We start from the raw sequence: 24,458 nt of genomic DNA, 5'->3' as shown, positions 1-24,458 counted from the left end.
AAATGACCTTTTTGGCCCATACAAAAAGTGCACTATTTCTTAAAATCTCTCGGTTTTTGCGAAGATATTCTCAAATTTATGATCTGCCATACTCGGTATGTTGATAGGCTTATGATAGAGTCCAATCCATAGTCAGCCAAAATAAAAGAACTATTTTGGCTATTGAGCTTATGGTTTTAGGTCGAGAAGGTATTTTCGTGGCTTTATTCACTCAACAGCGACTCAATCAAATTTTTGCAAGTATCCTTGATGAGGTAGTGCCTCAAGATGAGCTAGCTAAGCGTTTTTCGGTATCAACCCGAACAATTCGCTCTGACATTAATGAGATAAATGCACTCATACAAAATTACAGCGCTCATATCCTCTATGAGCGAGGCCATGGTTACCGTTTAAAAGTCGATGATGAAGCGCTTTTTGCTAAACTTACCCAGCAAAACCAAGTCGAAAATAGTATTCCTCGTACCAGTAAAGAGCGTGTTGATGCGTTATTGCTAAAACTATTGATGCTCTCTTTACCCGTAAAATTGGACGATATCGCGGAAGAGTGGTTTATTAGCCGTGGAACGCTACAGCAAGATATGAGTGTTGTCAGAGAGCATCTACAAAAATACCAGATCTTATTAGAAAGCATTCCACATCAAGGGATCCGTCTTAACGGTAGTGAGTGGGCCATCCGAGCTTGCATGACCGAAACCCTATGGCGCCGCTTTTCACAGCAAATTAATCAAGACTTATCCATTTTCCAGCCTGAATGTTTAGATAACCTTGATTTGACCTATATCGATAAAGTTCTCCATAACAGTATGAACCGTTTTGATGTTCGTTTAAGTAATGAAGGGCATCTATATCTGGTATTTAATTGCGCTGTCACTATTTTGCGGATCACTCGAGGCCATGAACTCACATCTGTCGTTAAAGATCATGATAGTGAAGAGACGCTACGTAAAGCCTGTGAAGAAGTTTCGAAAGGGCTTATTTATTTTCTTGGCAGTGATCTATCAAGTGCAGAACTCAGCTATCTGCATGATCAAATCATCGCACAGCGCATTGGCCACCAAGATATTACTCAACAAAAAAATCATCATCATCATGAATTGGTTGAATATATTCTTAATTATATTAATGAATTATATAATTATGACTTACGTGATGATGAGAAACTCAAAAAGGATCTCAATACCCATATTGCGGCCCTGATGACACGTCTGCAATATCACATTATTACCCCTAACCCTTTGTTAAGTGATATCAAGCAATATTATCCTTTCGCCTATGATGTCACGCTCAGTGCACTGACCAGTGCAAGTAAGCAATTACTTCCTTATCCAATCAATGAAGATGAGCTTGGTTACCTTGCCGTTCACATTGGTGTTAGTTTGGAAAGGAATTATGGTGCCGGCTCTATTCGCCAGACAGAAGTGCTGGTTGTCACCGATGCGGGAAATTCCACATTTCGAGTCGTTGAATCAAAAATCATGCGTGAGTTTCCACAACTCAAATTTAGCCGAGGGTTAACTCTACAAGAATATGAGTCATTAGATGAAGTCGAAGAAGACTTTGTGATCACCACCGTTCGTATTTCTGAAAAAAATAAACCCGTGATCAAGATAGCGCCATTTCCGACGCCTTATCAACTAGAGCAGATCGGCAAATTAGCCATGATAGATCAAACCCGCCCCTATATTATTGAGCGCTTCTTTGATGAACGCTACTTTATGGTGATTAATGACAAAATCAGCCAAGAAACATTATTCCAAACGGTTTGCCATAAATTACAACAAGATGGCTATGTGACTGCGGATTTTTATCCATCATTACAAGAGCGCGAATCGATTGTTTCTACATTATTAGGCGAAGGAATTGCGCTTCCTCATTCACTGGGATTATTGGCAAATAAAACGGTTGTCGTGACGATTGTTGCCCCTAAAGGTATTGAATGGAACAAAGAGACGAAAGAAAACGCCTATGTGGTTTTCCTATTGGCGATTAGCAAGGCTGACTATGAGGAGGCTATGGCGATTTATGATCTTTTCGTTACCTTCGTAAAAGAGAAAACCACCCGTAGGCTGATTACGGTTAAAAATTTCAATGAATTCCAAGTGATCGCGAAAGACAGTCTGGCGCGTATCTAGTGGTTTGCTCGATTTATCAATCACTTTGCCTATCTCACTGCGTATTAAACGATAGGCAAAAATTCAGTGTGATAAAACGGTAGCTTCCTACTCTCGAATCACAAGGGCCTCCGATTGCCTGAAATGAGTTCAACATCTTTGTGGTTACAGCAACTTTTAACGCAGATCATCGCTCGCTTCCACTTGTTAGCGGAAAAGGGAAGAATCGACTATTTTGCGTGATCATAACCGCAATTCTGTTATTTTGTTTTTCACCAAAAATCGCCTGTTTCAGGACTAATCTCTCTAAGTGGAAATGCTCAGTTCCCTTTTATACCTATTTCCACTTTTCGATTTCCACTTTATTTACAGCGGCTATTTCGCCTTTCCAGTTCTATCATTACATTGCTAATAATTTGAATTTCAAAAGATTTAATAAATAAATTACTTAGTTATGCTTATTTTAGACATTCCAATATTGAGTTATTTTCCATTTTATTTCCGGTTGGTTTAATTTTTATACGCATTACACTTATTTTCCCTTCCAATTTATTTCCACTTACAAGTGGAAATTCAATGTCTGCACAACTCCTATAGAACCGACTAAGGTATTCATCATGAAGGAACAAAGCGGTTTAATTGCATTATTACCTTGGATTTTAAACAGTTATGAGTGAATCAGTTGTCGTTTTCAAGATGTCGGAAGATAACCTCGATATCGATGAAGTAACACAGGAGCTGTTGGTCATCATTAGTGGCTGGCTTCAACAAGAAGATTGCTACACCACCGATGTACAACAACAGATGTTGGAGTCTCATCTGAGAGCCATGGTTGCGAGAGCAAAAACGGGTGAAGCGTTACCAGAAGTCGATATCAGTTTGTTCGATGAGATTTCGGCGCACTCGATAGCATTATCACAACGTGTTGTCGATGCACTTCCTGGATTAGCGCCAGAAGAGACATTTTTACTCTCTGTTCACTTTGAAGTTATCCGTTCGAATGATTAATTTTTGGGGAATATCACTATGAAACAAGTTGTTGTTGCTATCGGAGATCGTTTAGGGAAAGGCCAAAAAGTTGCCGCAGGTGTAGAGGCAGCAGGTGGCAAAGCGATTGTTGTACCTGGCGTTGCCGCTGATATGAAGCTAGGTGATGTCATGAATGCCGAACACGCTGATTTGGGGATCTCGTTTTGTGGTAGTGGCGGCGCTGGAGCCATCACTGCACAAACCAAATATGGCTACAAAGCACGTTACGGTATGCGTTCAATTGAAGAAGGAGAAACCGCCATTGCAGAAGGCTGCACTGTATTAGGTTTCGGTTTTATGGATAAAGAAGAATTAGGTGAGCGCTTGGTTAAAGCTTATATCAAAAAATACGGCGACGCGTAATGAAGAAATCTATCGAAACGGTTGTGCGAGTCTCGGGGCAAGGTGACAGCAAGCAAAAAGCGATCGCTGATGCACTGAACTCGGTTCAACGCACGGTACTAAAAGAGAGCAATGACATAATCCTGCGAATCGAACCTAAGGATGTTGCCGTTGTAAGTGCACACTCGCACTCGCGGACAGAAAAATTTCTTTTCGTCTTTCTGCCGCGTAAACGTGAACATTTCCGTGTGGTGCTCGACGTTTCGCTAGATGTCACCCTACTTTCTGTCAACGAAATACCATTTACAGAACAATAAAAACAATTCAGGTCTGGAGGCATTTCTATGAGTGAAACTGCATCTTTCTTAGAAATATTGGGTATGTCCCTCATCATCGGCGGCCTATGTGGCTTTGGCCTTGGTGCAGGGGCTGCTCGTATGTTCCATGCCCCTACAGTGCAAGGAATGGGGGCATTCCGTACACTTGGGGAACTTAATGCCTGTGAAGGAGATCCCGCATCTCACTTCTCATTCGGTTTAGGATTCTTTTTCAACGCATGGGCATCATCCGTTGCCGCCGGTGCATTCACACAAGACGTTGATCACCGCATTATTCCTAACTGGGGGGCAGCCGCTTTATTATCCAAAAATCGTAATGTGGCTGAAACACTGCATAACCCGAAAAAAATGGCGATTGCCTGTACCGTGATCGGGGCCTTAGTCGTCGCGTTCTTAAATACGACCGCTTCTGCTGTTCCTGCTGCGCTGCAAACAACCGCAATTAATGTGTTAGTTCCTGCGGCAAACCTGTTGGTTAACACAGTGATGCCTGTGATTTTCTGGCTAGCCGCTATGGATGCAGGTCGACGCTCTGGCTTCTGGGCAACCCTTTTCGGTGGTTGTGCTCAGCTGATTATGGGAAATGCTATCCCAGGTTTAGTCCTCGGTATCCTGATCGGTAAAGGCGTTGATGATAACGGCTGGAACCGTGTGACACGCACAATGATGATCACTGTCGTATTGCTGTTTGTTTTGAGTGGCTTCTTCCGTGAATTTGACTTGAAGATGATCACCTCTTTCCATCTGGATAAACCTCTGTGGCTTGAATACATCCATGGACTATTGAGCGGGAAATAATCATGACAACTGAAATTAACAAACAAGATTTTTGGTACGCGGAGTGGTCCTTCCCAATCTTTGTCGGACTGTTATCTGCTGGAATTTTTGCCGGTACTCATATGTATGTTGTTTATGGGTTCGGGGCATTTAACGAAGTTGCGTTCGTGGCAATGTTAAAAGCCGGCTTAGATACGGGGGTTTACGGTGCGGTCGCCGCATTTGGTGCCAGCTTCCTATTTGCTCGTATTATCGAAGGTTCATTGGTTGGTATTTTAGATATTGGCGGTGCACTACAAACAGGGATAGGCCTCGGTGTTCCTGCACTGTTCCTTGCCGCCGGATGGGATATTTTAGTTACCAATTTCTGGATCTCACTGGTCACAGGTTTAGTGCTTGGTTTAATTATCGGCCTGATCATTATCTTTGCGCGTAAATTTACCATTGCACAAGCCAACTCCACCTTTGGTGCAGACATCATGATGGGGGCTGGTAATACCTCAGGTCGCTTCTTAGGGCCTTTGATTATCCTCGCCGCTATGGCTGCATCGATACCAATTGGTATTGGGTCACTAATTGGTTCATTGATCTTCTATGTATGGCAAAAACCCGTCGCAGGTGGCGCAATTTTAGGGGCGATGCTATTTGGGTATTTCTTCCCTCTTGCAGCCTAACCTCATGATAAAAAAGAAGGTAACTATGTATTCTCTAATCATCAAACAGGGTAAACGTATCGATGGAACACACATTGATATTCTTATTAAAGATGGAAAAATCGAAGCTGCAGGCCCTGAGTTGGCCTGCAACCAACAAGCTGAAAAATGGATTGATCTGAAAGGAAAAATCTACGTCAGTGCCGGATGGATTGATTCACATGCTCACTGTTTTGTTGAGTCTCCTATCTATTTCGATCAACCAGATTTAGCCGGTGCTGCAGGAGGTGTTACTTCATTAGTTGATGCAGGCAGTGTTGGTGCTGATGATATCGACAAATTTTATCAATTAACTCAAAAGGCCCAAACCAACGTCTTTTCATTATTAAATATCTCTCGTATCGGTATTATCGCGCAAAATGAGTTATCAGATATGAAGAATATTGATGAAACCTGTTTTCAGCAAGCGATTGAGCGCCATGAGGGTTTTGTCGTTGGTATGAAGGCTCGCATGAGTAAAAGTGTTGTTGGTGATAACGGTATTGAACCGCTGCTTAAAGCGAAACAAATGCAGAAAAAACATCGACTGCCACTTATGGTACATATCGGTAATAACCCCCCCAATATTGATGAAATTGCCGATCTCTTAACACGCGGCGATATTATTACTCACTGTTTCAACGGTAAACCGAATCAAATTCTCGGTAGTGATGGTAACTTAAAACCCTCTATTGCCCGAGCATTAGCTCGAGGAGTGATTTTGGATGTGGGTCATGGCGCTGAAAGCTTTAGTTTTAAAGTCGCCGAACAAGCCATGCGTATTGGTACCTACCCAGACATTATTAGTTCCGATATCTACCACCGTAACCGCGTTAATGGCCCTGTCTACAGCCTTGCATTTGTGATGACGAAATTCCTTTGCATGGGCTTTAGTGCTGAAAAAATAATTCGTTGTGTAACAGAAAAAGCTGCCGATTTATTAGCGCTTCCCGCAAAAGGTTACTTAAAACCTGGTTTTGATGCTGATATCACGCTATTTGACCTGAAAGAAGAACGCACAGAGCTGACGGATGCAGAAGGAGAATGTCGTACTGGCACTCATCGCTTTGTGCCTATAGCGGCAATTATTGGCGGAAAACATATTGTTCATGCAGAAGGTGAATCTGAATATGCAATCGATTTATGAGAAATATCAGCTAAGACATGTGATTAACGCCTCTGGCCGCATGACCATACTCGGCGTCTCTACGCCGAGTCCAGAAGTTGTCGAACGCGTAGCTTACGGCCTAAACCATTACTTTGAGATCAAAGATCTGGTTAATAAAACGGGCGATTATATTGCCAAATTGCTCAATGTCGAAAGCGCCGTTGTCGTCTCTTGTGCTTCAGCAGGGATAGCACAGGCGATTGCTGCGGTGATCGTGCGTGATGATGATGATTTACTGCTAAATCTGCACTCATCGTCAAAAAACGTACCACGGGAAATCATTTTACCGAAAGGCCATAATGTGAATTTCGGTGCGCCTGTCGATACTATGGTGGCATTAGGTGGTGGTAAGGTTATCGAAGCGGGCTTTGCCAATGAGTGTTCACCTACACAACTATCAGCTAAGGTAACGCCACAAACAGCAGCCATCCTCTATATTAAATCTCACCATACAGTTCAAAAAAGTATGCTCAGTGTTAGCGAAGCGGCTGCCGTTGCTCGCCAACACAATCTTCCTTTAATTGTTGATGCTGCTGCGGAAGAAGATCTCACCAGTTACTACCAATCCGGCGCTGATTTAGTTATTTACAGTGGCGCAAAGGCCATTGAAGGCCCTACAAGTGGGTTAGTGATCGGTAAAAAAACCTATGTGGAATGGGTAAAACGTCAGAGCCAAGGTATTGGCCGAGCCATGAAAGTCGGAAAAGAAGGGATTTTAGGCCTGACGCTCGCGATCGAGCAATATTTGACAGCCACTAAAGAAACTGGCGCGGAGATGGTTGAGCGCATGGGTGAATTTATCGAAGCACTCAATTCGCTGCCTGCCATTTCAGCACGTATCGTTTGGGATGCGGCTGGACGTGATATTGCACGTGCTGAAATTAGTTTCGATGAAAAAATGATAGGTAAAACAACTTACCAAATCATGAATGAATTAAAACAAGGGGATACGGCAATCTATTTCCGTGAATACAAAGCGAATGAAGGCAAAGTGGAAGCTGATATTCGTAGTGTTAGCAATGAGCAACTTAATACGATTGCTGAACGTATCCGATTGTTAGTTAAAGGAATGTAGTATGAAATTATCACCAAATTTTTATCAAGATCGGGTATGTTTAAATGTACTCGCAGGCAGCCATCAAAATGCCAAAGATATTTATGAAGCCGCGGAAACCTTTGTGGTCGTTGGCGTGCTCTCTAAAAATTACCCTGATTTAACCAGTGCCATTGCAGATATGCGCATCTATGCAAAAGAAACCAATAATGCACTTTCTGTTGGTTTAGGGGCCGGTGACCCTAACCAATCCACAATGGTTTCGTTGATTTCAAAAGCGATCCAACCGCAACACGTTAACCAAGTCTTCACAGGCGCTCCAATTAGCCGCGCCCTGCTTGGGCAGGATGAAACCTTTGTCAATGCGCTGGTTTCACCAAGTGGAACAAAAGGCATGGTGAAAATATCAACGGGGCCATTAAGCTCCCAAGCACCTGATGGTATCGTGCCGGTAGAAACGGCGATTATGATGCTTAAAGACATGGGAGCTAGTTCAATCAAATTCTTTAATATGAAAGGGTTAACTTATATTGAAGAGTATAAAGTCGTTGCACAAGCCTGTGCCAAATTTGACTTTTCCCTTGAACCTACAGGGGGGATTGATTTGGAAAACTTTTCCCAAATTTTACAGATTGCATTAGATGCTGGTGTGAAAAAAATCATCCCTCATATCTATAGTTCAATCATTGATAAAGAGAGTGGAAATACACGTCCAGAAGATGTACGCCAACTGCTCACAATGGTTAAACAAGCACTAAAATAGCGTTAATCACTTTGCCTCAAAGAGTAGAGGGGGATATTTTCCCCTCTACAATAAACATCTATTATTTTGTCTATCATAAAGAATAAAATTCATATCCATAGCTCCCCCTATTAATCGCCCATAACTATGTTGACTGGTATATCGCTTTTCCACCGGAACCAAAATCAGACCGATAATTTTTTATCTCGCTCATTTTTCTAATAAAGTAATGAGTATCCTTATTCGCAAAAAACTCTATTAATTTTTTACTGCAACAGGCTATATCTAAATTAAAGTTTTTTCATCGCGATAGTTGCGTATTTTTCTTTCTGTATCATTAATAATGACTGGCTCACCTATTTATTACTTCTTAAACAAACGACACTTTTAAATTCCATCTAACTGACTTAATCTCCATTCATGACTAAATATACTATTTTCTACTCATCACTTTTCCAGCATTACTTTATCTTTAATAGTGATAACGTTTTTATTATTTTTAAAGCGCTCAACTTACACATTATAAAAAGGCAAAAAAAGAAATACACAAAGCAAAAATATAGCTTATTTGACGGGCAATACGCTATTATATATGAGTTATTTAATTAGCTATTCATATGCAATTTTTTTCACTGGGTATTTGCGCTTAAGCTCTTTCGATAATATCGTTGCTTTTCTTAGTTCATCAATGGTCATCTGTTTTTCCATGTTATTTAACGTATCCTCATCGTATTTAACGGAATAAGCAGCTATCGAATACCATGCGTAACCTGTAACTTTATCTCCCATGTTAAAAGTTTGTCGCCCCAATTCTGTTTGAGCGCACTCATTTCCTTGTTCCGCCGAGGCTTTCAATAGTAATAATGCTTTTTGCGGATCTTTTTTAAGATAGCTCCCTGTTAGATAATGTTCAGCAAGATGTTTTTGTGCAACGGGGTCATTTTGAGCGGCTGATTTGTTTAAATATTCAATGCTGAGGCGTTTCATATTGACCTTATTTTTAACATTAGCCATCCAATAATCGTTTTCACTGGTGATATATTGCGCAATAGCATCCCCATGATCTGCCACCTTTTTATGCCATTCAAATGCCATATCTCTATCACGCTGAATATGAACGGTATCCTTTTCATACATGTTACCTAGCTGATACTGCGCCTCAGCATTCCCAGTATCTGCCAGTTTATTGGTTTTAATAAACAGCTTAGAGGGTTCTCTTAATTTTTGCCCTTCCATTAATGGCTTATAATTAGGCGATAATAACGGAACGATAACATTGACTTCTTCGTCAGGCTTTAGCCAATGACGATTCACATTAGAAGGATAATTATTGAATATGGGGGCAGATGTACTTGATACACTTTGATAATGCTTATCACTATTATTTTTTAATTTAATTAGAAATAAATAGTTATGAGCAATTTCATTGAGCTTCATCATCCATTCATCATTGACGTCTAATCCAAATTCATCGTTACCATTTGCATGAAGTGATAATGTCTTTGGTGATGAACTTCCCCCTAAATCAATCGACGTTTCAAGCACAAGGAAATCTCGCCCATCAATCATTGAACAGTCAATAAATTTAGTATTTTCTAATTCTGTGACTTGTTCTTTTAATAAATTAACATTATCGCAACTTTCAATTATTGAAAAAAGATTAATTTTTTGTGTTGTCGCTTTTTCATTTATTATTGATTCTATATCAATTGGCTTATAATCAAGTAAATAAGCATTCGCGTCTATCACTATAAGACTTAGAAATAAAGCGAGATATTTCATTGTATAAACTCTCTTTTAGAATGGGATATTTCTCTTATCGGACTTCATTATATGGTATTACCAATATTATTCGAATACGATAATTTACTATAAAAATTTGGTATGCATGACACCCTATAAAAACGTACCAATGAAAAAAGATGCAGCCTTTAGGCCCCCAAAAGATAGGCACTATCGCATATGAGTATAAAAAATGCCCCACCGTACTCATGCACGTTGGGGCGTTTATTTGAGGAGTCGGCCGATAAGCCGGGTTCTGTCGTGGACAACCATTCATCTAGGCCAGCACTTGCGCACTGGCTCCAGCAACCTACCCGAGTTCAATGCGGGCCGCACCATATGAACCCCTATTTGGTCTTGCTCCGGGTGGAGTTTACCGTGCCACGGACTGTTACCAGCCGCGCGGTGCGCTCTTACCGCACCCTTTCACCCTTACCTGAGCCTGTAAACAGGCCATCGGCGGTTTGCTCTCTGTTGCACTAGTCGTAGGCTTGCGCCTCCCAGACGTTATCTGGCACCCTGCCCTGTGGAGCCCGGACTTTCCTCCCCTCTACCCGTCTCCCAAAGGACAACGATAAAGCAGCGGTTGTCTAGCCAACTCCGAGGCGGATTATAGGCACTTTATCTATTCATGTATAGGGGTTTGTACCGTTATTCCTCGTCACTTGATTGTTCAAGCATCAATTTATATAAGCGGTTCTTTTTCAACCCGTATATTTCGGCGGTAATCGCAGCCGCTTTTTTCGGTGGCAACTCTTGCTGTAATAAGTTTAAGGTACGGATCACTTCCGGTGAAATATCATCCTCATCTAGATTCGCTTTATAGCCTTCAACAACCAGCACCATTTCGCCTCGATGACGGTTTTCATCTTCTTTAACCCACGCTAATAATTCACCGACAGGGCGCCCTTCGATTGACTCCCAAGTCTTGGTTATTTCACGAGCAAGTACAACATGCCGTTCTGGCCCCCACACTTCAACCATGTCTGCTAAACTATCGAGTAAGCGATGTGTTGACTCATAAAAAATTAATGTGCGAGTTTCTCGTTCAAGTGCTTTAAGGGCGTCTTTACGACCTTTACTTTTTGCGGGTAAAAAACCTTCATAGCAAAAACGGTCAGAAGGTAACCCCGCAGCACTGAGGGCAGTGATAGCGGCGCATGCTCCCGGTAATGGAACAACGCGGATCCCGGCTTCACGGCAGCGAGTGACTAAATGATAACCAGGATCGTTAATTAAAGGTGTACCTGCATCGGAAACTAATGCGATACTATCACCCTGTTGAAGTCTGCTAATTAATTGATCTGCCTTCTGCTGTTCATTATGATCATGTAAGGCAAACATGCGTGCATTAATGGCAAAATTCTGCAACAGCATTCCTGAATGCCGTGTGTCTTCTGCAGCGACAAGGTCAACATGTTTAAGAACATCCAGCGCACGTTGCGTGATATCGCCCATATTACCGATAGGGGTAGGCACAATATACAGCGTGGATGCCATAACCACTGCTTGATTAGGTTGATTCATTGTTTCATCCGAATAGCCGGTTTAAAATTAAGCAACTGAAAATACACCACTGGATACAGTATGCGTCCTTCAATTTTTTTGCATGTAAAAAAAGGGTTAATCTGCACGGCAATGCTATCTGCTTTAGTGTTGTCAGGCTGTCAACTCACAGGGGATAACAGAGCACCGATCACCCCAACGACACCTGAGCAAATCAGCTCTGAAGTCAGTCGTTATCAGTCTATCATTGATTCTGCACAAGGTAAGCCTTCCGTTGAGGCTTTACGTGCCTATATCAGCCAAGAGCCATTGCTAACAGAACAAGCTGCTCATCAGGCAAATATCGATGGTACGTGGCAAATGTTAACACAAATGACACCTAATCAGGTGGAGGGAATTGGAGTCGAAGAAAATACCCTCGCTGGATGGGTTGATTTGTTGGATATCTACCTCAATAACCGTGACGATATTGATGCACTACGTGCCGGTATTAATGACTGGAAAATCCGTTATGCGGATCACCCAGCGGTAAAAACCCCACCAAATCAACTTACTCAGTCATTGCAACCACCAGTTGGAACCTCACCAAAAATTGCGCTTTTCCTTCCTATGAGCGGTCAAGGGAAAGTCTTTGGTGAAGCTATTATGCGGGGCTTTATGGATGCACAAAAAGGCTTACCACAAGCCCCTGTGGCAACCAGCAATAGTGCACCAGTAGCAACACCTGAGGCAAATAGCGGTAACGATGTATTAGAGCAAATCTATGCGGAAGTTGCAGCGACCACAGGTAATAGTAGCCCAAGCAGTGAGTCTGAAGTGGTCAATCCTTCGTTGAACATTGCGCCCGCGCCAACCAATACCCAAAGTGTCAAAGTCTTTGATACGAATGGAAAGTCACTGCCTCAGTTACTGCAACAAGCACAAAATGAAGGCTTCACGTTAGTGGTTGGTCCACTATTGAAACCTGAAGTACAAGCGATTGCGCAAGCAGGATCGCCATTAAGTGTATTGGCACTGAATGAATTAGATGCCGATAAGCTACAGCCACGCCCAAATCTTTGCTATTTTTCCTTGTCGCCAGAAGATGAGGCCAAAAATGCTGCTGCACATATGATGGCCGATGGGAAACGTGCTCCATTGCTTCTCGTTCCTTCAAATGCCTTTGGTGAGCGTATTGCTAAAGCATTCGCTGAAGAGTGGCAATCAAAAGGTGGCGCAACCGTACTCAAACAGTCCTTTGGATCTACTGCATCGCTCAAAGAGTCGATAAACCGCGGTGCGGGTATTCGCATGACAGGTATACCTGTTATTGTTAATCAGCAAGTGGCGGCAAAATCAATCGATGGACAAAATTATCCTGAGCTTACTCAGCCTGAGCCGCAAGTAAGTTCAGCGAGTGCCGTTGATGCGGTCTATATTGTGGCGACTCGTGATGAATTAACTTTAATCAAACCAATGATTGAAATGGCGATTAGTAGCCGCCAACGCCCTGCGCTCTATGCTAGCTCACGCAGTAACCAAGCAGGTAATGGCGCTGATTTCCGTTTCGAAATGGAAGGGGTTAAATTCAGTGATATTCCATTGTTAGCGGGTGCAAATAATAATTTGCGCAAACAAGCTCAACAAAAGCTCAACAATGACTATTCCCTATTACGTCTTTATGCGTTAGGGGTCGATGCTTGGGCACTCGCGAATAACTATGATCAATTACAACACAATACTCAATTCCGCTTACAAGGTGCATCTGGTGCCTTAAGTGTCGATAAAAACTGTGTTGTATACCGCGATCTTCCTTGGTTGCAATTCAATCAAGGGCAAATCAAATTGGCAAAATAAATTTTGTCGCGCAATTAGGATAATTGCCAAACTTTAAGACAAGGACGTCATGCAACCTCTCAAAAAAACATTAAAATGGTTAACTGGCCGGTACTATGAAAATCGGGTACTGGCTTTCCTGCAACAACAGGGGTTAACATTTATTGAACGAAATGCCAGAAATCGCCATGGTGAAATTGATCTTATCATGCGTGATAGTACTGGTTGGGTATTTGTTGAAGTACGTTTTCGCCAAGATAAGCAATATGGTGGAGCACTGTTATCAATTGATCGGTACAAACGCAGAAAACTGATTGCCACCGCTAAATATTGGCTTGCCGAAAAACAAGAAAGCTTCGAAACTACCGCATGTCGTTTTGATATCTGTGCGATTACTGGTCGTCAGTTTGAATGGATACAGAATGCCTTTAACGATAGTGAACATGTTGGTTAATTTCACAGGAAAATAAGCAAGTGCTGGATAGAATTAAAGTCTGTTTTACAGAAAGTATTCAAACTCAGATAGCAGCGGCAGAAGCATTGCCGGATGCAATATCACGGGCAGCAATGATGATGGTTCAATCACTGCTAAATGGTAATAAAATTTTGTGCTGTGGAAATGGTGCTTCAGCGGCAACAGCACAACGTTTTGCCGCGAGTATGATCCATCGGTTTGAAACTGAGCGTCCGAGTCTTCCCGCACTCGCACTAAATACGGACAATGCCGTTTTAACCGCGATTTCTGGTAGCAAACAACCAACTGAAATATATGCTAAACAGGTGAGAGCACTGGGTCAGCATGGTGATGTTTTAATGGCTATCTCAACACATGGAAATAGTAGCGATATTATCAAAGCGGTTGAAGCTGCTGTGACGCGGGATATGACGATTGTAGCACTGACGGGTTATGATGGTGGCGAGCTAGCTGGCCTCTTAGGCCCTCAAGATGTGGAAATACGCATTCCATCACAACGTAGTGTCAGGATCCAAGAGGTCCACCTTCTTACCGTGAATTGTCTTTGTGATCTCATCGATAATACACTTTTCCCCCATCAGGATGATTAAGGAGCAAAAATGCGATTACTCCCAATAGTAGCCATTGTTGTCAGCATGACAATGCTACAAGGCTGTATTGGCGCTGCCGTTGTTGGTTCAGCGGCGGTTGCCACCAAAAGTGCGACAGATCCTCGTACGGTCGGTCAGCAAGTTGATGATGGCACGTTAGAAGCTCGTGTCAGTGGTCAACTCAACAAAGATAAAGACATTACAGGCAAAGCGCGCATTATTGCGACAGCATATAAGGGAAATGTTCTGCTAACCGGCCAAAGTCCTGATATGTCATGGGCTGAGCGAGCGAAGCAGATAGCAGCAAATGTCGAGGGAACCAATGCGGTTTATAATGAGGTCCGCCAAGGAGAGCCCGTTACTTTAGGAACAGCGTCAAAAGATACTTGGCTCACAACCAAAATCAAATCCAAAATTCTCACTAGCGATGCGGTGAAGTCCTCCAGTGTGAAAGTGATTACTGAAAATGGTGAAGTATTCTTGCTAGGTGTTTTAACTAAGCAAGAAGGTGATGCTGCTGCAAAAATTGCCAGTGAAACAGATGGCGTCCGTCGTGTCACGACCGCTTTTACCTATCTCAATTAATCATAAACAATAATATATTGTTATAAAAACAAAAGTCATGAGTAAAAATTCATGACTTTTTTATTTGGTCGGACCAATAGCGTTGCTTTTCAGATAATTCCTACCTCCAAGAAGGTACATCTGATTCAAGATCCAAGCCTGCCGCTTTAACACATAAGAAGAAGGTGATTCTACCTTAAATCGATGAGGATTTGGTAGAACTGCTGCTAATAGTGCAGCTTCCTCCATAGTTAATTGATTTGCTGACTTTTTAAAGAATTTTTTTGATGCCTCTTCAACCCCAAAAACCCCATCACCAAACTCAACTATGTTTAAATAAACAGTAAGGATTCGTGTTTTAGACCACATAACTTCCATAATAGGAGTCATTGTTGCTTCAAGCCCTTTTCTTATCCAACTTCTCCCATTCCATAACCAAAGGTTTTTTACTGTTTGTTGAGAGATAGTTGACGCGCCTTGAATCGTCTTTTTTTTACTCATATTATGCTTATAAGCCCTCTCTATCGCTTCGAGATCAAAACCCCAGTGATGAGGAAAATTTTGATCTTCGGCGGCTATTACCGCCAAATACAGATAGGGAGAAATGTGATTTTCATCAACCCACTCAGAATGAGAAACATAAGAAAAGTTTAAGTTTATCCATGCGGATATTTGCTTTTCTATCATGACGGCAGAAAATGGCACTGGTAAGAACTTAAATGCAATCACAGTCAAAAACCAAAAAGCGGCTAATGAAAGAAAAACTTTCCTTAACCAGCGCCATAATAGAGAAATTTTCACTCTCATTTAGTTGATCATGCCATTTCTAATACTTTCTCAACGAGCTTATTAATACCGATTTCAGCCTCTGAGATCGATTGAGCCAGCATATAAGCAGGTGTTGTAACGACTTTGTTAGCATGATCGACCACAATATTATCGACAGTACAGGTAATGTGCTTACCTCCCATCTTTTCAATGTGGGCAATCGTTTCCTTATCGTTACCAATTGTTAATTCAACTGATGTATTTAAAAGCTTAGGAAGCATAACGGGCGCAATACATATTAGGCCTAATGGCTTTTTCTGTTGGTGCATTTGTTGGACTAAACTTAATAGTTCTTTATTAATTTCACAGTCACTTCCTTTAACCGCGAAATCACATAAATTCTTTGCTGCACCAAAACCACCAGGAATTATGAGGGCATCTAGCTTATTTGCATCCGCAGAGGATAAAGGCGCTATTTTCCCACGAGAAATCCTTGCAGCCTCCTCCATTTGATTGCGTTTTTCTGTTTTTACTTCACCAGTAATATGATTTATAACAGTAGGTTGATCTTCATCTGGTGCAAAAAAGTGGACTTCGACATTTTTTTTACTTAAAGCTAGCATAGTTAATACTGACTCATGGATCTCGCTTCCATCAAAAACACCACATCCACTTAAAATAACCGCAATTGATTTCATATCTCGCTCCATTTGTAGTAAATTATCACTGAACCGCAAAAAGGGAATAAACATCAATCTTCATCACAGATTTTAATGAATCTTGTAACAAATTCGCTAATATTTGGTATCTTGGTATTATTCTCTTAAGCAGTAAACAGATTCTAAAGGTCTGCCCAAAAAGAAAACCATAGGTAGATCAACGATTTCCCTGGTGTTGGCGCAGTATTCGCGCACCCCAACTTCGGTTGGGGTTATTTTTTTGCACACCCGTCAACGTAGTTTCTCAAAGTTTCTATATCCGACTTCCAATCCTGTTTTAACTCATCCACCCACTCTTGTACATTATCCCACCAAGCAGGTAGTTCAGGTGATTGAATTTGTTGTGCAATTTTTTGCAAATTTTTCAATCCTACAGAGCCTGCGGCCCCTTTAATTTTATGCGCTTCTTCGACGATACCTTTCTGATCTTTTGCCACCATATTGGAATCTAAAATCGCTAAATAGCTTGGTAGCATTTTTTCAAAGACTTCGAGGCCGTCATAAATAACTTGCGGGCCAACCAACTCCATATACTGTTCCAGCATCTCACAATCTAGCACGGACTCATCAGTATCGCCGCAAACGCTTTGTATGCCCTTCTGAGGCGTTTCATTCGCATGCTCACCCCAGAACTGCTCAATGACCTGTTTAAGGGCTGAGACGGCCAATGGCTTGCTTAATACGCCATCCATGCCTGCATCGAAATACTCTTTCTTATCTTTCAAAACATTCGCCGTCAGTGCGATTAATGGAGGGAGATCCTCTTTCTGGTAGCGTTGATTCAATTCACGAGCAATATCAATTCCCGTCATATCTGGCAGTTGAATATCTAGTAGCACTAAATCGTATTCACCAGGAGCGAACATCGTTAATGCCTCTTTACCGTTCATGGCAACATCAACGGTATTTCCTAATTTCTCCAGCACAGAGCAGGCTACGACGACATTTAGCTCAATATCTTCCACAAGCAAGATATGTAAAGCAGGTAGTGGATACTCATCGTCATTGACTTGTGAATCAATCACTTCTTCTTCAATAACAGGTGCTACAATGGATAGCGTAAAAATTGAACCTTGCCCAATTTCACTTTCAACTTGAATATCCCCGCCCATATTTTGTGCGAGGCGACGTGATACCGACAGCCCGATCCCTGTGCCTGTTGCGGGTTTGCCACCCGCACTGTCTGTTACTTGGTAATACATCGCAAAAATTTTATCTAGCTCATCTTTCGGAATACCAATACCGCTATCTTGAACACGGAAGAATAGCTTATCTTCCCCTTCTCGCCAGATACTCAATTTAACTTCACCTTGCTGAGTGAACTTGACGGCGTTTCCAATGAGATTCCAGAGAATTTGACGAAGTCGGGTGCCATCTGTCAGCACTTTTTCAGGCAGTCCAGCCGCCACATCCATGACAAATTTCAACCCTTTCGGTTGAACTAAAAGACCACTGAGATTTTCTAAGTCATTGACAAATTGAGGTAAAGCAACAGGTTGATTATCTAATTGAACTTTACGACGTTCTATCTTATCCATTTCGATCACGTCATTGAAAATGTTCCCTAATGTGACCGCACTAACATGGATGGTTTTCAGATAATTCATTTGTTCCGCCGTTAGGTCGGTGTCTAACAAAATACGGCTTAGCCCGACAATACCATTGAGCGGTGTGCGAAGTTCGTGGCTAATTGTTGAAATAAATGTCGTTTTATCGCGGCTTGCGTTCTCCAATGCCTCTTGATAGCGCTTACGCTCTGTAATATCACGCCCAAAGCCCATTAGACCATGTCGCTTACCAACCCGATCATAAAACGGCACTTTACGTAGCTCAAAACACGCTTTTCTCCCATCCGGATAAACGAGCCACTGTTCATAGGTGAGAGAAACATTGTGGCGGAATACCTTTTCGTCGGTTTCCATCACTTTAGAGGCGATTTCAACATCATAAATATCTAACGGGGTTAACCCAACAAGGTGTTTTTCACTCTTGCCTGTCAACAGCTCCATTGCCCGGTTACACCCTGAAAACTCATTGTTTTCATTACGGTAATAGACCAAATCTGGCGATGCATCAAGAAACGAACGCAATAATGTGGACTGCTGCTCAAGCTCAATTTGTGTTTGCTCGCGGTGTTTCATTTCTTGTTTTAATTGCTCAAGCAATTCAAGATGCGCGCTTTCCGCTTTTTCCCGCTCAATAATTTCCTGATTAAGCTGCTCTATGTTGCCTTGCAATTGCGTATTAAGTTCAGCATCGCGCTTACGCATCACTTCCAGCTTATCGACCATGCGAGAAAGGCGCTGCCGAGACTCTTCAAGTTGTTCAACCACCACCGATAAAAAATAGACAGCTAATGGTGTAATAATTAAACCAAAGAAAATAGAGCCAACCAAATCAAGGCTATCAACTTGACCACGCAATACAATTGTCACCGCCATTTGCATTATCATTGCGAGAACAACCAATGCAGATGCGAGTAAGAGCGAAAACCGGACGAGTCCGAGCTTCATCATTAAATCGACATAATATTGCGCAAGACCGCGAAGTACTTTCATAACCACCCCTTAATATGATACTCATTGAATCATATATCAAATAAGGCAAATCCGAGTCATTGTTGATAAGAAATGTCGATCCTGCTCATCAATAAAAGGGATTTTTTGTTACTCATACGATTACCACCCCTCTTTATTCACGGTCTTTATGCTCGATACCTTATTATTCAAAAATAAAATAATACGCGATATTCTTTAATTGAAGCACGTTCCTTATCTAAAATACACTTTATTTTTCAAAAATATAAGCATTTATAATAACAAACAACTACATTATTAATTTTATAAAACAACAAAAAACAGAATAAAAAACCAGCCTAACTCTTAAACTAAAAACATTTAATTATTTAATAAGTAAAACTCGATAGAGTTAGCGCAAAAAAAATCAATTTATTGGTGATGTATATCACAGTATTTACAAAAACAAGACGTGCATCACAAAAGCATTTTTGATAAGTTTTTCTTTCTTTATCAAATAAATAACATTATTTTATCTTGCAAATAATGCTTATTACGCACTATTTGACCTAGAAAAAGAATCTCGCTAAGTTAAAACCTGACCGTGTACCGCCCTCTCTGCTGATGACGTATACATAACAATTACTCCCATACACTGTTTATTTTTTATTAAGAATAGAAACAGCGACTCATTGGCGCTGTTGTTTGGTGTGCTCAAAAGATAACCAGTAAAAAAGATGAGTAAATGAATGAATTAACCCAAAGCAATAAGCCAGAGCAATAAATAGAAGAAACCAAGATAACCCATTGAATTTATTTACAGTGAAGAGCAAAGAAGTACGCCAATACAGTTGTAGTTAAAACCTCTACGGTAGCTATTTCCTAGATATTTCGCGCTACAACTAGGCATAAAGAACCGGTTCCCTGAAAGTAGAGCAACACTCTCTATTCAGCGGAAAAAACATAGCAATAACGTTGTAGTACGAAAGACGACGGAGAATCTATGCTGTACGATAAAAGATTAGAGAAAGACAACTGTGGCTTTGGCCTGATTGCCCATATCGAAGGTGAACCTAGCCATAAAATCGTCAGAACCGCTATCCATGCACTCGCCAGAATGCAGCATCGCGGTGCAATCCTCGCTGATGGAAAAACAGGCGATGGTTGCGGCTTATTGTTACAGAAACCTGACCGCTTTTTCCATTTAGTGGCACAAGAGCAAGGGTGGCGTTTAGCACGTAACTATGCCGTTGGGATGATCTTTCTAAGTCAAGATGAAACCATTGCAGCAGATTGCCGACGTATTATTGAAGAAGAGATCTTAGATGAAACCTTAGCGATTGTTGGGTGGCGTGAAGTTCCTATTAACCGTGAAATTCTTGGCAGCATTGCACTTTCTAGCCTCCCGAAAATTGAGCAGCTATTTATCAATGCCCCTGCCGGCTGGCGACCACGAGACCTTGAAAGACGCTTATTCGTTGCCCGTCGTCGTATCGAAAAACGTATTCATGACGATGATTTTTATATCTGTAGCCTATCTAACCTTGTCACCATTTATAAAGGGTTATGTATGGCAACGGATCTGCCCCGTTTTTACCCTGATCTCGCCGACTTACGAATGGAATCTGCTATCTGCCTTTTCCACCAGCGCTTTTCAACCAATACCGTACCACGTTGGCCACTGGCCCAGCCATTTCGCTATTTAGCGCATAACGGGGAAATTAATACCATTACAGGCAACCGCCAATGGGCGCGGGCGCGCTCATACAAGTTTCGTACCCCCCTGATCCCTGATTTGCAAACAGCGGCACCTTTTGTCAATGAAACCGGATCAGATTCAAGCTCTCTCGACAATATGCTCGAATTATTGCTCAATGGAGGGATGGATCTTATTCGAGCGATCCGTTTACTTGTTCCCCCCGCTTGGCAAAATAACCCCGACATGGATGAAGATCTCAAAGCCTTTTTTGACTTCAACTCCATGCATATGGAGCCTTGGGATGGCCCAGCAGGTTTAGTCATGTCTGATGGCCGTTATGCTGCTTGTAACCTAGATAGAAATGGTCTACGCCCAGCCCGTTATGTGATTACCAAAGATAAGCTCATTACATGCGCTTCTGAAGTTGGCATTTGGGATTACCAACCTGATGAGGTGGTCGAAAAAGGCCGTGTTGGCCCCGGTGAGCTAATGCTAATCGACACCCAAGAGGGGCGTATTTTGCACAGTGCGGAAACGGATAATGACCTAAAGAGTCGTCATCCGTACAAAGAGTGGCTTGAAAAAAACGTTATTCGGTTAACGCCATTTGAAGCCATGGAGCAAGCGCAAGATGCGGTAGGGCAACGCTCCATGGACAACCAAACCCTTGCCTCATATCAAAAGCAATTTGCTTACAGCAGCGAAGAGTTAGAGCAAGTTATCCGAGTCCTTGGTGAAAATGGCCAAGAAGCCACAGGGTCAATGGGGGATGACACCCCATTTGCCGTGCTTTCACAGCGTCCACGCATTCTTTATGATTACTTTCGCCAGTCATTTGCACAAGTCACTAACCCCCCTATCGATCCACTTAGGGAAGCACATGTGATGTCGCTTGCCACCTGTATTGGGCGAGAAATGAATGTGTTTTGTGAAGCGGAAGGGCAAGCGCATCGGCTCAGTTTTAAATCCCCTATTTTGCTCTATTCTGATTTCCAGCAATTATGCCAACAAGATAGTCGCTACTATCAAACAGCCACTGTCGATATTACCTATCCACCTTCTGTTTATTCATTAAAACAAGCGATTGAAAATCTGTGCCAAGAAGCGCAGCAAAAAGTGCGTGATGGCGCCGTATTATTAGTGCTTTCTGACCGTAATATTTCACCAGAGCGCTTGCCTATTCCTGCCGCAATGGCCGTAGGTGCCGTCCAGCACTGTTTAGTTGAAAACCATTTACGTTGCGATGCTAACTTAATTGTCGAAACAGCCAGCGCCAGAGACCCACACCACTTTGCGGTGTTATTAGGTTTTGGAGCAACGGCTATCTACCCTTACTTAGCCTATGAATCACTCGCAGCAATGGCGGAAAAACAGCTGTTTGATAAGCCTCTTGGTAACGTTTTGCTGAATTACCGCAATGGTATTAATAAAGGGCTATATAAGATCATGTCGAAAATGGGGATTTCGACAGTGGCCTCATATCGCTGTTCAAAATTGTTTGAAGCCGTTGGCTTACATGAAGAAGTCACCCAAGTGTGCTTTGACGGTGTAGTCAGTCGAGTTAGTGGAGCTAACTTTAGTGACTTTGAATTAGACCTATTTAATTTATCCCGTAAAGCATGGCTACCGCGTCTACCTATAGAGCAAGGCGGTTTACTCAAATATATGCACAATGGTGAGTACCATGCCTACAACCCTGATGTGGTAAAAACCTTACAGCAAGCCGTCCACAGTGGTGACTACAATGATTATCTAAAATATGCGCAACTGGTGAATAATCGCCCAGTCACGACGTTCCGTGATTTACTCGCCTTAAAATTTTCAGATAATGGAATTTCGCTGGACGATGTAGAGCCTGAAGAAGCGCTATTTTCACGTTTCGATACCGCTGCAATGTCGATTGGGGCATTAAGCCCAGAAGCACATGAAGCGTTAGCCATCGCAATGAACACGCTCGGTGGTTTTTCCAATTCAGGCGAAGGTGGAGAAGACCCCGCACGCTACGGTACACAAAAACGTTCACGTATCAAACAAGTCGCTTCTGGGCGTTTCGGCGTCACTCCGGCTTATTTAGTCAATGCTGATGTCATTCAAATCAAGGTGGCTCAAGGCGCGAAACCGGGTGAAGGTGGGCAATTACCGGGAGACAAGGTCACCCCGTATATTGCACGTTTACGTTATTCCGTGCCCGGTGTCACCTTAATTTCACCACCACCACATCACGATATTTATTCAATTGAAGATTTGGCACAGCTTATTTTTGACCTCAAACAAGTCAACCCTCACGCTCTTATTTCCGTCAAACTGGTATCTGAGCCGGGTGTTGGCACTATAGCGACAGGGGTTGCAAAGGCATATGCTGATTTGATCACCGTCGCAGGTTATGATGGCGGAACTGGAGCGAGTCCAATTACCTCGGTTAAATACGCTGGGTGCCCATGGGAGCTTGGCCTTGTAGAAACGCAGCAAGCTCTTGTCGCCAATGGGTTACGTCATAAAATTCGGCTACAAACAGATGGCGGCCTAAAAACGGGCCTTGATATCATCAAAGCCGCTATATTAGGCGCCGAAAGCTTTGGTTTCGGCACAGGCCCCATGGTTGCATTAGGTTGCAAATACTTACGCATATGCCATCTCAATAACTGTGCAACCGGTGTTGCAACACAAGATGATTCCCTGAGGCAACATCACTATCATGGGTTACCTGAGCGGGTGATTAATTACTTTCGATTTATTGCAAGGGAAACCCGCGAGCTAATGGCGGCATTGGGTGTGACTAAACTGACTGATTTAATTGGTCGCACAGATTTACTTGAAATTATTGAAGGTACTACGGCAAAACAGAGCAAAATTAACTTGCAAAGCCTATTAGCGACGAGCGTACCACAGGCTGGCACAGCGGTGTTTTGTACTGAAAAGAACCCTTCTTTTGATGAAGGTTTATTAAACCAACGTATTTTACGTGATGCAGAGCCTTATTTAGCCCAAAAACAATCAAAAACCTTTTTCTACGATATCATGAATACCGATCGTTCCGTTGGTGCCGCACTCTCTGGTGAAATTGCTCGTCGTTTTGGTGACCAAGGCTTTGCAGCAACGCCGTTACAACTCTATTTTACAGGAACAGCGGGGCAGAGCTTTGGCGTGTGGAATGCAGGTGGTGTCGAATTGATTTTAACGGGTGATGCTAATGATTATGTTGGCAAAGGCATGACGGGAGGGATTATCGCGATCCGTCCACCGGTAGGCTCTTCCTTTGCAACACATAAAACCACCATCGCGGGTAACACCTGTTTATATGGCGCCACAGGCGGTAAACTCTATGCAGCGGGTCTAGCTGGTGAACGTTTTGCGGTACGTAATTCAGGTGCAACCGCCGTCATTGAGGGGATTGGTGATAATGGTTGCGAATATATGACAGGTGGGATCGTCTGTGTGCTTGGTAATACAGGGATCAATTTTGGGGCTGGTATGACAGGCGGATTCGCTTATGTTCTTGACGAAGAAGATAACTTTTCACGTCGAGTTAACAATGAAATGGTTGAGTTGCTATCCGTCAATGAGTTGCCTATCCACGCAGAGCATTTACGTGGGCTCATCACTGAACATGTCCGCTTAACACATTCATCCCGTGGCGAAGCTATCTTAGCTGATTGGGAGTACTGGGTAAGCCGTTTTGCATTGGTGAAGCCCAAATCCAGTGACATCAATGCGCTCTTAGGCCATCGTAGCCGTTCAGCAGCCGAATTACGCGTCCAAGCACAGTAAGGA

General features: G+C 42.4%; 19 protein-coding genes and 1 other RNA gene. 14 read left to right on the top strand and 6 right to left on the bottom strand.

From position 1 onward, the window contains the following. Positions 1–170 precede the first annotated feature (170 nt). From PSF11_RS09775 to dagF, 9 genes are all read left to right on the top strand, one after another. Complete coding sequence (locus PSF11_RS09775; RefSeq protein ID WP_004925345.1) at positions 171–2,132, top strand: BglG family transcription antiterminator; 1,962 nt, start codon at positions 171–173, stop codon at positions 2,130–2,132. Between the two features lie 648 nt (positions 2,133–2,780). Continuing rightward, positions 2,781–3,119: a transcriptional antiterminator gene (locus PSF11_RS09770; protein ID WP_004925351.1), complete on the top strand. Its 339-nt coding sequence runs from the start codon at positions 2,781–2,783 to the stop codon at positions 3,117–3,119. Positions 3,120–3,137: 18 nt separating this feature from the next. Then, positions 3,138–3,503, top strand: a complete 366-nt coding sequence (locus PSF11_RS09765) for an SFCGS family glycine-rich protein (RefSeq protein WP_004925354.1) — start codon at positions 3,138–3,140, stop codon at positions 3,501–3,503. Then, on the top strand, positions 3,503–3,799 hold the full coding sequence (locus tag PSF11_RS09760; RefSeq protein ID WP_004925357.1) for a DUF4312 family protein: 297 nt from the start codon (positions 3,503–3,505) through the stop codon (positions 3,797–3,799). Before PSF11_RS09765 ends, PSF11_RS09760 begins: the two co-directional genes overlap by 1 nt. Positions 3,800–3,826: 27 nt before the next feature. Further along, positions 3,827–4,618, top strand: a complete 792-nt coding sequence (locus tag PSF11_RS09755) for a DUF4311 domain-containing protein (protein ID WP_014657591.1) — start codon at positions 3,827–3,829, stop codon at positions 4,616–4,618. Between the two features lie 2 nt (positions 4,619–4,620). Beyond that, entirely contained in the window at positions 4,621–5,271 is a 651-nt protein-coding gene (locus PSF11_RS09750; RefSeq protein ID WP_004925362.1) for a DUF4310 family protein, read from the top strand. A gap of 25 nt (positions 5,272–5,296) precedes the next feature. Beyond that, positions 5,297–6,436, top strand: a complete 1,140-nt coding sequence (locus PSF11_RS09745; RefSeq protein WP_014657590.1) for an amidohydrolase/deacetylase family metallohydrolase — start codon at positions 5,297–5,299, stop codon at positions 6,434–6,436. Continuing rightward, positions 6,420–7,532 carry a DgaE family pyridoxal phosphate-dependent ammonia lyase gene (locus PSF11_RS09740; protein ID WP_004925369.1) on the top strand — a complete coding sequence of 371 codons (1,113 nt, stop codon included), beginning with the start codon at positions 6,420–6,422 and terminating at the stop codon, positions 7,530–7,532. The genes PSF11_RS09745 and PSF11_RS09740 overlap by 17 nt, the downstream gene beginning before the upstream one ends. A 1-nt stretch (position 7,533) precedes the next feature. Beyond that, positions 7,534–8,274: a 2-dehydro-3-deoxy-phosphogluconate aldolase gene (dagF, locus tag PSF11_RS09735; RefSeq protein WP_004925371.1), complete on the top strand. Its 741-nt coding sequence runs from the start codon at positions 7,534–7,536 to the stop codon at positions 8,272–8,274. 588 nt (positions 8,275–8,862) lie between these two features. Here the strand turns inward: dagF and PSF11_RS09730 are convergent. From PSF11_RS09730 to rsmI, 3 genes are all read right to left on the bottom strand, one after another. Next, positions 8,863–10,035 (bottom strand): tetratricopeptide repeat protein, encoded by a 1,173-nt coding sequence (locus tag PSF11_RS09730; protein ID WP_072502768.1) that lies wholly within the window; start codon positions 10,033–10,035, stop codon positions 8,863–8,865. A 229-nt stretch (positions 10,036–10,264) separates the two neighbouring features. Continuing rightward, positions 10,265–10,637: RNase P RNA component class A (rnpB, locus tag PSF11_RS09725), an RNA gene on the bottom strand. Between the two features lie 49 nt (positions 10,638–10,686). Beyond that, on the bottom strand, positions 10,687–11,562 hold the full coding sequence (gene rsmI / locus PSF11_RS09720) for a 16S rRNA (cytidine(1402)-2'-O)-methyltransferase (RefSeq protein WP_004925382.1): 876 nt from the start codon (positions 11,560–11,562) through the stop codon (positions 10,687–10,689). Between the two features lie 60 nt (positions 11,563–11,622). On the opposite strand from rsmI, the gene PSF11_RS09715 reads away from it, so the two are divergent. The 4 genes from PSF11_RS09715 to dolP are packed head-to-tail and all read left to right on the top strand — an operon-like array spanning position 11,623 to position 15,006. After that, positions 11,623–13,377 (top strand): penicillin-binding protein activator, encoded by a 1,755-nt coding sequence (locus tag PSF11_RS09715; protein ID WP_072502767.1) that lies wholly within the window; start codon positions 11,623–11,625, stop codon positions 13,375–13,377. Positions 13,378–13,426: 49 nt separating this feature from the next. Next, on the top strand, positions 13,427–13,810 hold the full coding sequence (locus PSF11_RS09710; RefSeq protein ID WP_072502766.1) for a YraN family protein: 384 nt from the start codon (positions 13,427–13,429) through the stop codon (positions 13,808–13,810). 20 nt (positions 13,811–13,830) lie between these two features. Beyond that, the gene (gene diaA / locus PSF11_RS09705) at positions 13,831–14,421 is read left to right on the top strand and encodes a DnaA initiator-associating protein DiaA (RefSeq protein WP_004925390.1); all 591 of its coding nucleotides are present in this window, start codon (positions 13,831–13,833) and stop codon (positions 14,419–14,421) included. Positions 14,422–14,430: 9 nt separating this feature from the next. Next, positions 14,431–15,006, top strand: coding sequence for a division/outer membrane stress-associated lipid-binding lipoprotein (dolP, locus tag PSF11_RS09700; RefSeq protein WP_004925393.1), 576 nt, complete (start codon positions 14,431–14,433; stop codon positions 15,004–15,006). Positions 15,007–15,066: 60 nt separating this feature from the next. Here dolP and mtgA read toward each other — a convergent pair whose 3' ends face one another. The 3 genes from mtgA to arcB all read right to left on the bottom strand — a co-directional run bounded on the left by mtgA (position 15,067) and on the right by arcB (position 19,030). Next, positions 15,067–15,792, bottom strand: a complete 726-nt coding sequence (gene mtgA, locus PSF11_RS09695; protein ID WP_014657584.1) for a monofunctional biosynthetic peptidoglycan transglycosylase — start codon at positions 15,790–15,792, stop codon at positions 15,067–15,069. A gap of 8 nt (positions 15,793–15,800) precedes the next feature. Then, on the bottom strand, positions 15,801–16,451 hold the full coding sequence (gene elbB, locus PSF11_RS09690; RefSeq protein ID WP_014657583.1) for an isoprenoid biosynthesis glyoxalase ElbB: 651 nt from the start codon (positions 16,449–16,451) through the stop codon (positions 15,801–15,803). A gap of 233 nt (positions 16,452–16,684) precedes the next feature. Further along, positions 16,685–19,030, bottom strand: coding sequence for an aerobic respiration two-component sensor histidine kinase ArcB (arcB, locus tag PSF11_RS09685; protein ID WP_272682758.1), 2,346 nt, complete (start codon positions 19,028–19,030; stop codon positions 16,685–16,687). A gap of 961 nt (positions 19,031–19,991) precedes the next feature. Here arcB and gltB point away from each other — a divergent pair. Beyond that, positions 19,992–24,455 carry a glutamate synthase large subunit gene (gene gltB / locus PSF11_RS09680; RefSeq protein ID WP_115113607.1) on the top strand — a complete coding sequence of 1,488 codons (4,464 nt, stop codon included), beginning with the start codon at positions 19,992–19,994 and terminating at the stop codon, positions 24,453–24,455. Positions 24,456–24,458 lie beyond the last annotated feature (3 nt).

This window comes from Providencia sp. PROV119, from assembly GCF_028482435.1.
GTDB classification, from domain to species: domain Bacteria; phylum Pseudomonadota; class Gammaproteobacteria; order Enterobacterales; family Enterobacteriaceae; genus Providencia; species Providencia stuartii.
Note: the sequence above shows the minus strand (reverse complement) of the source record. Positions and strands in the feature narration are given on the sequence as shown.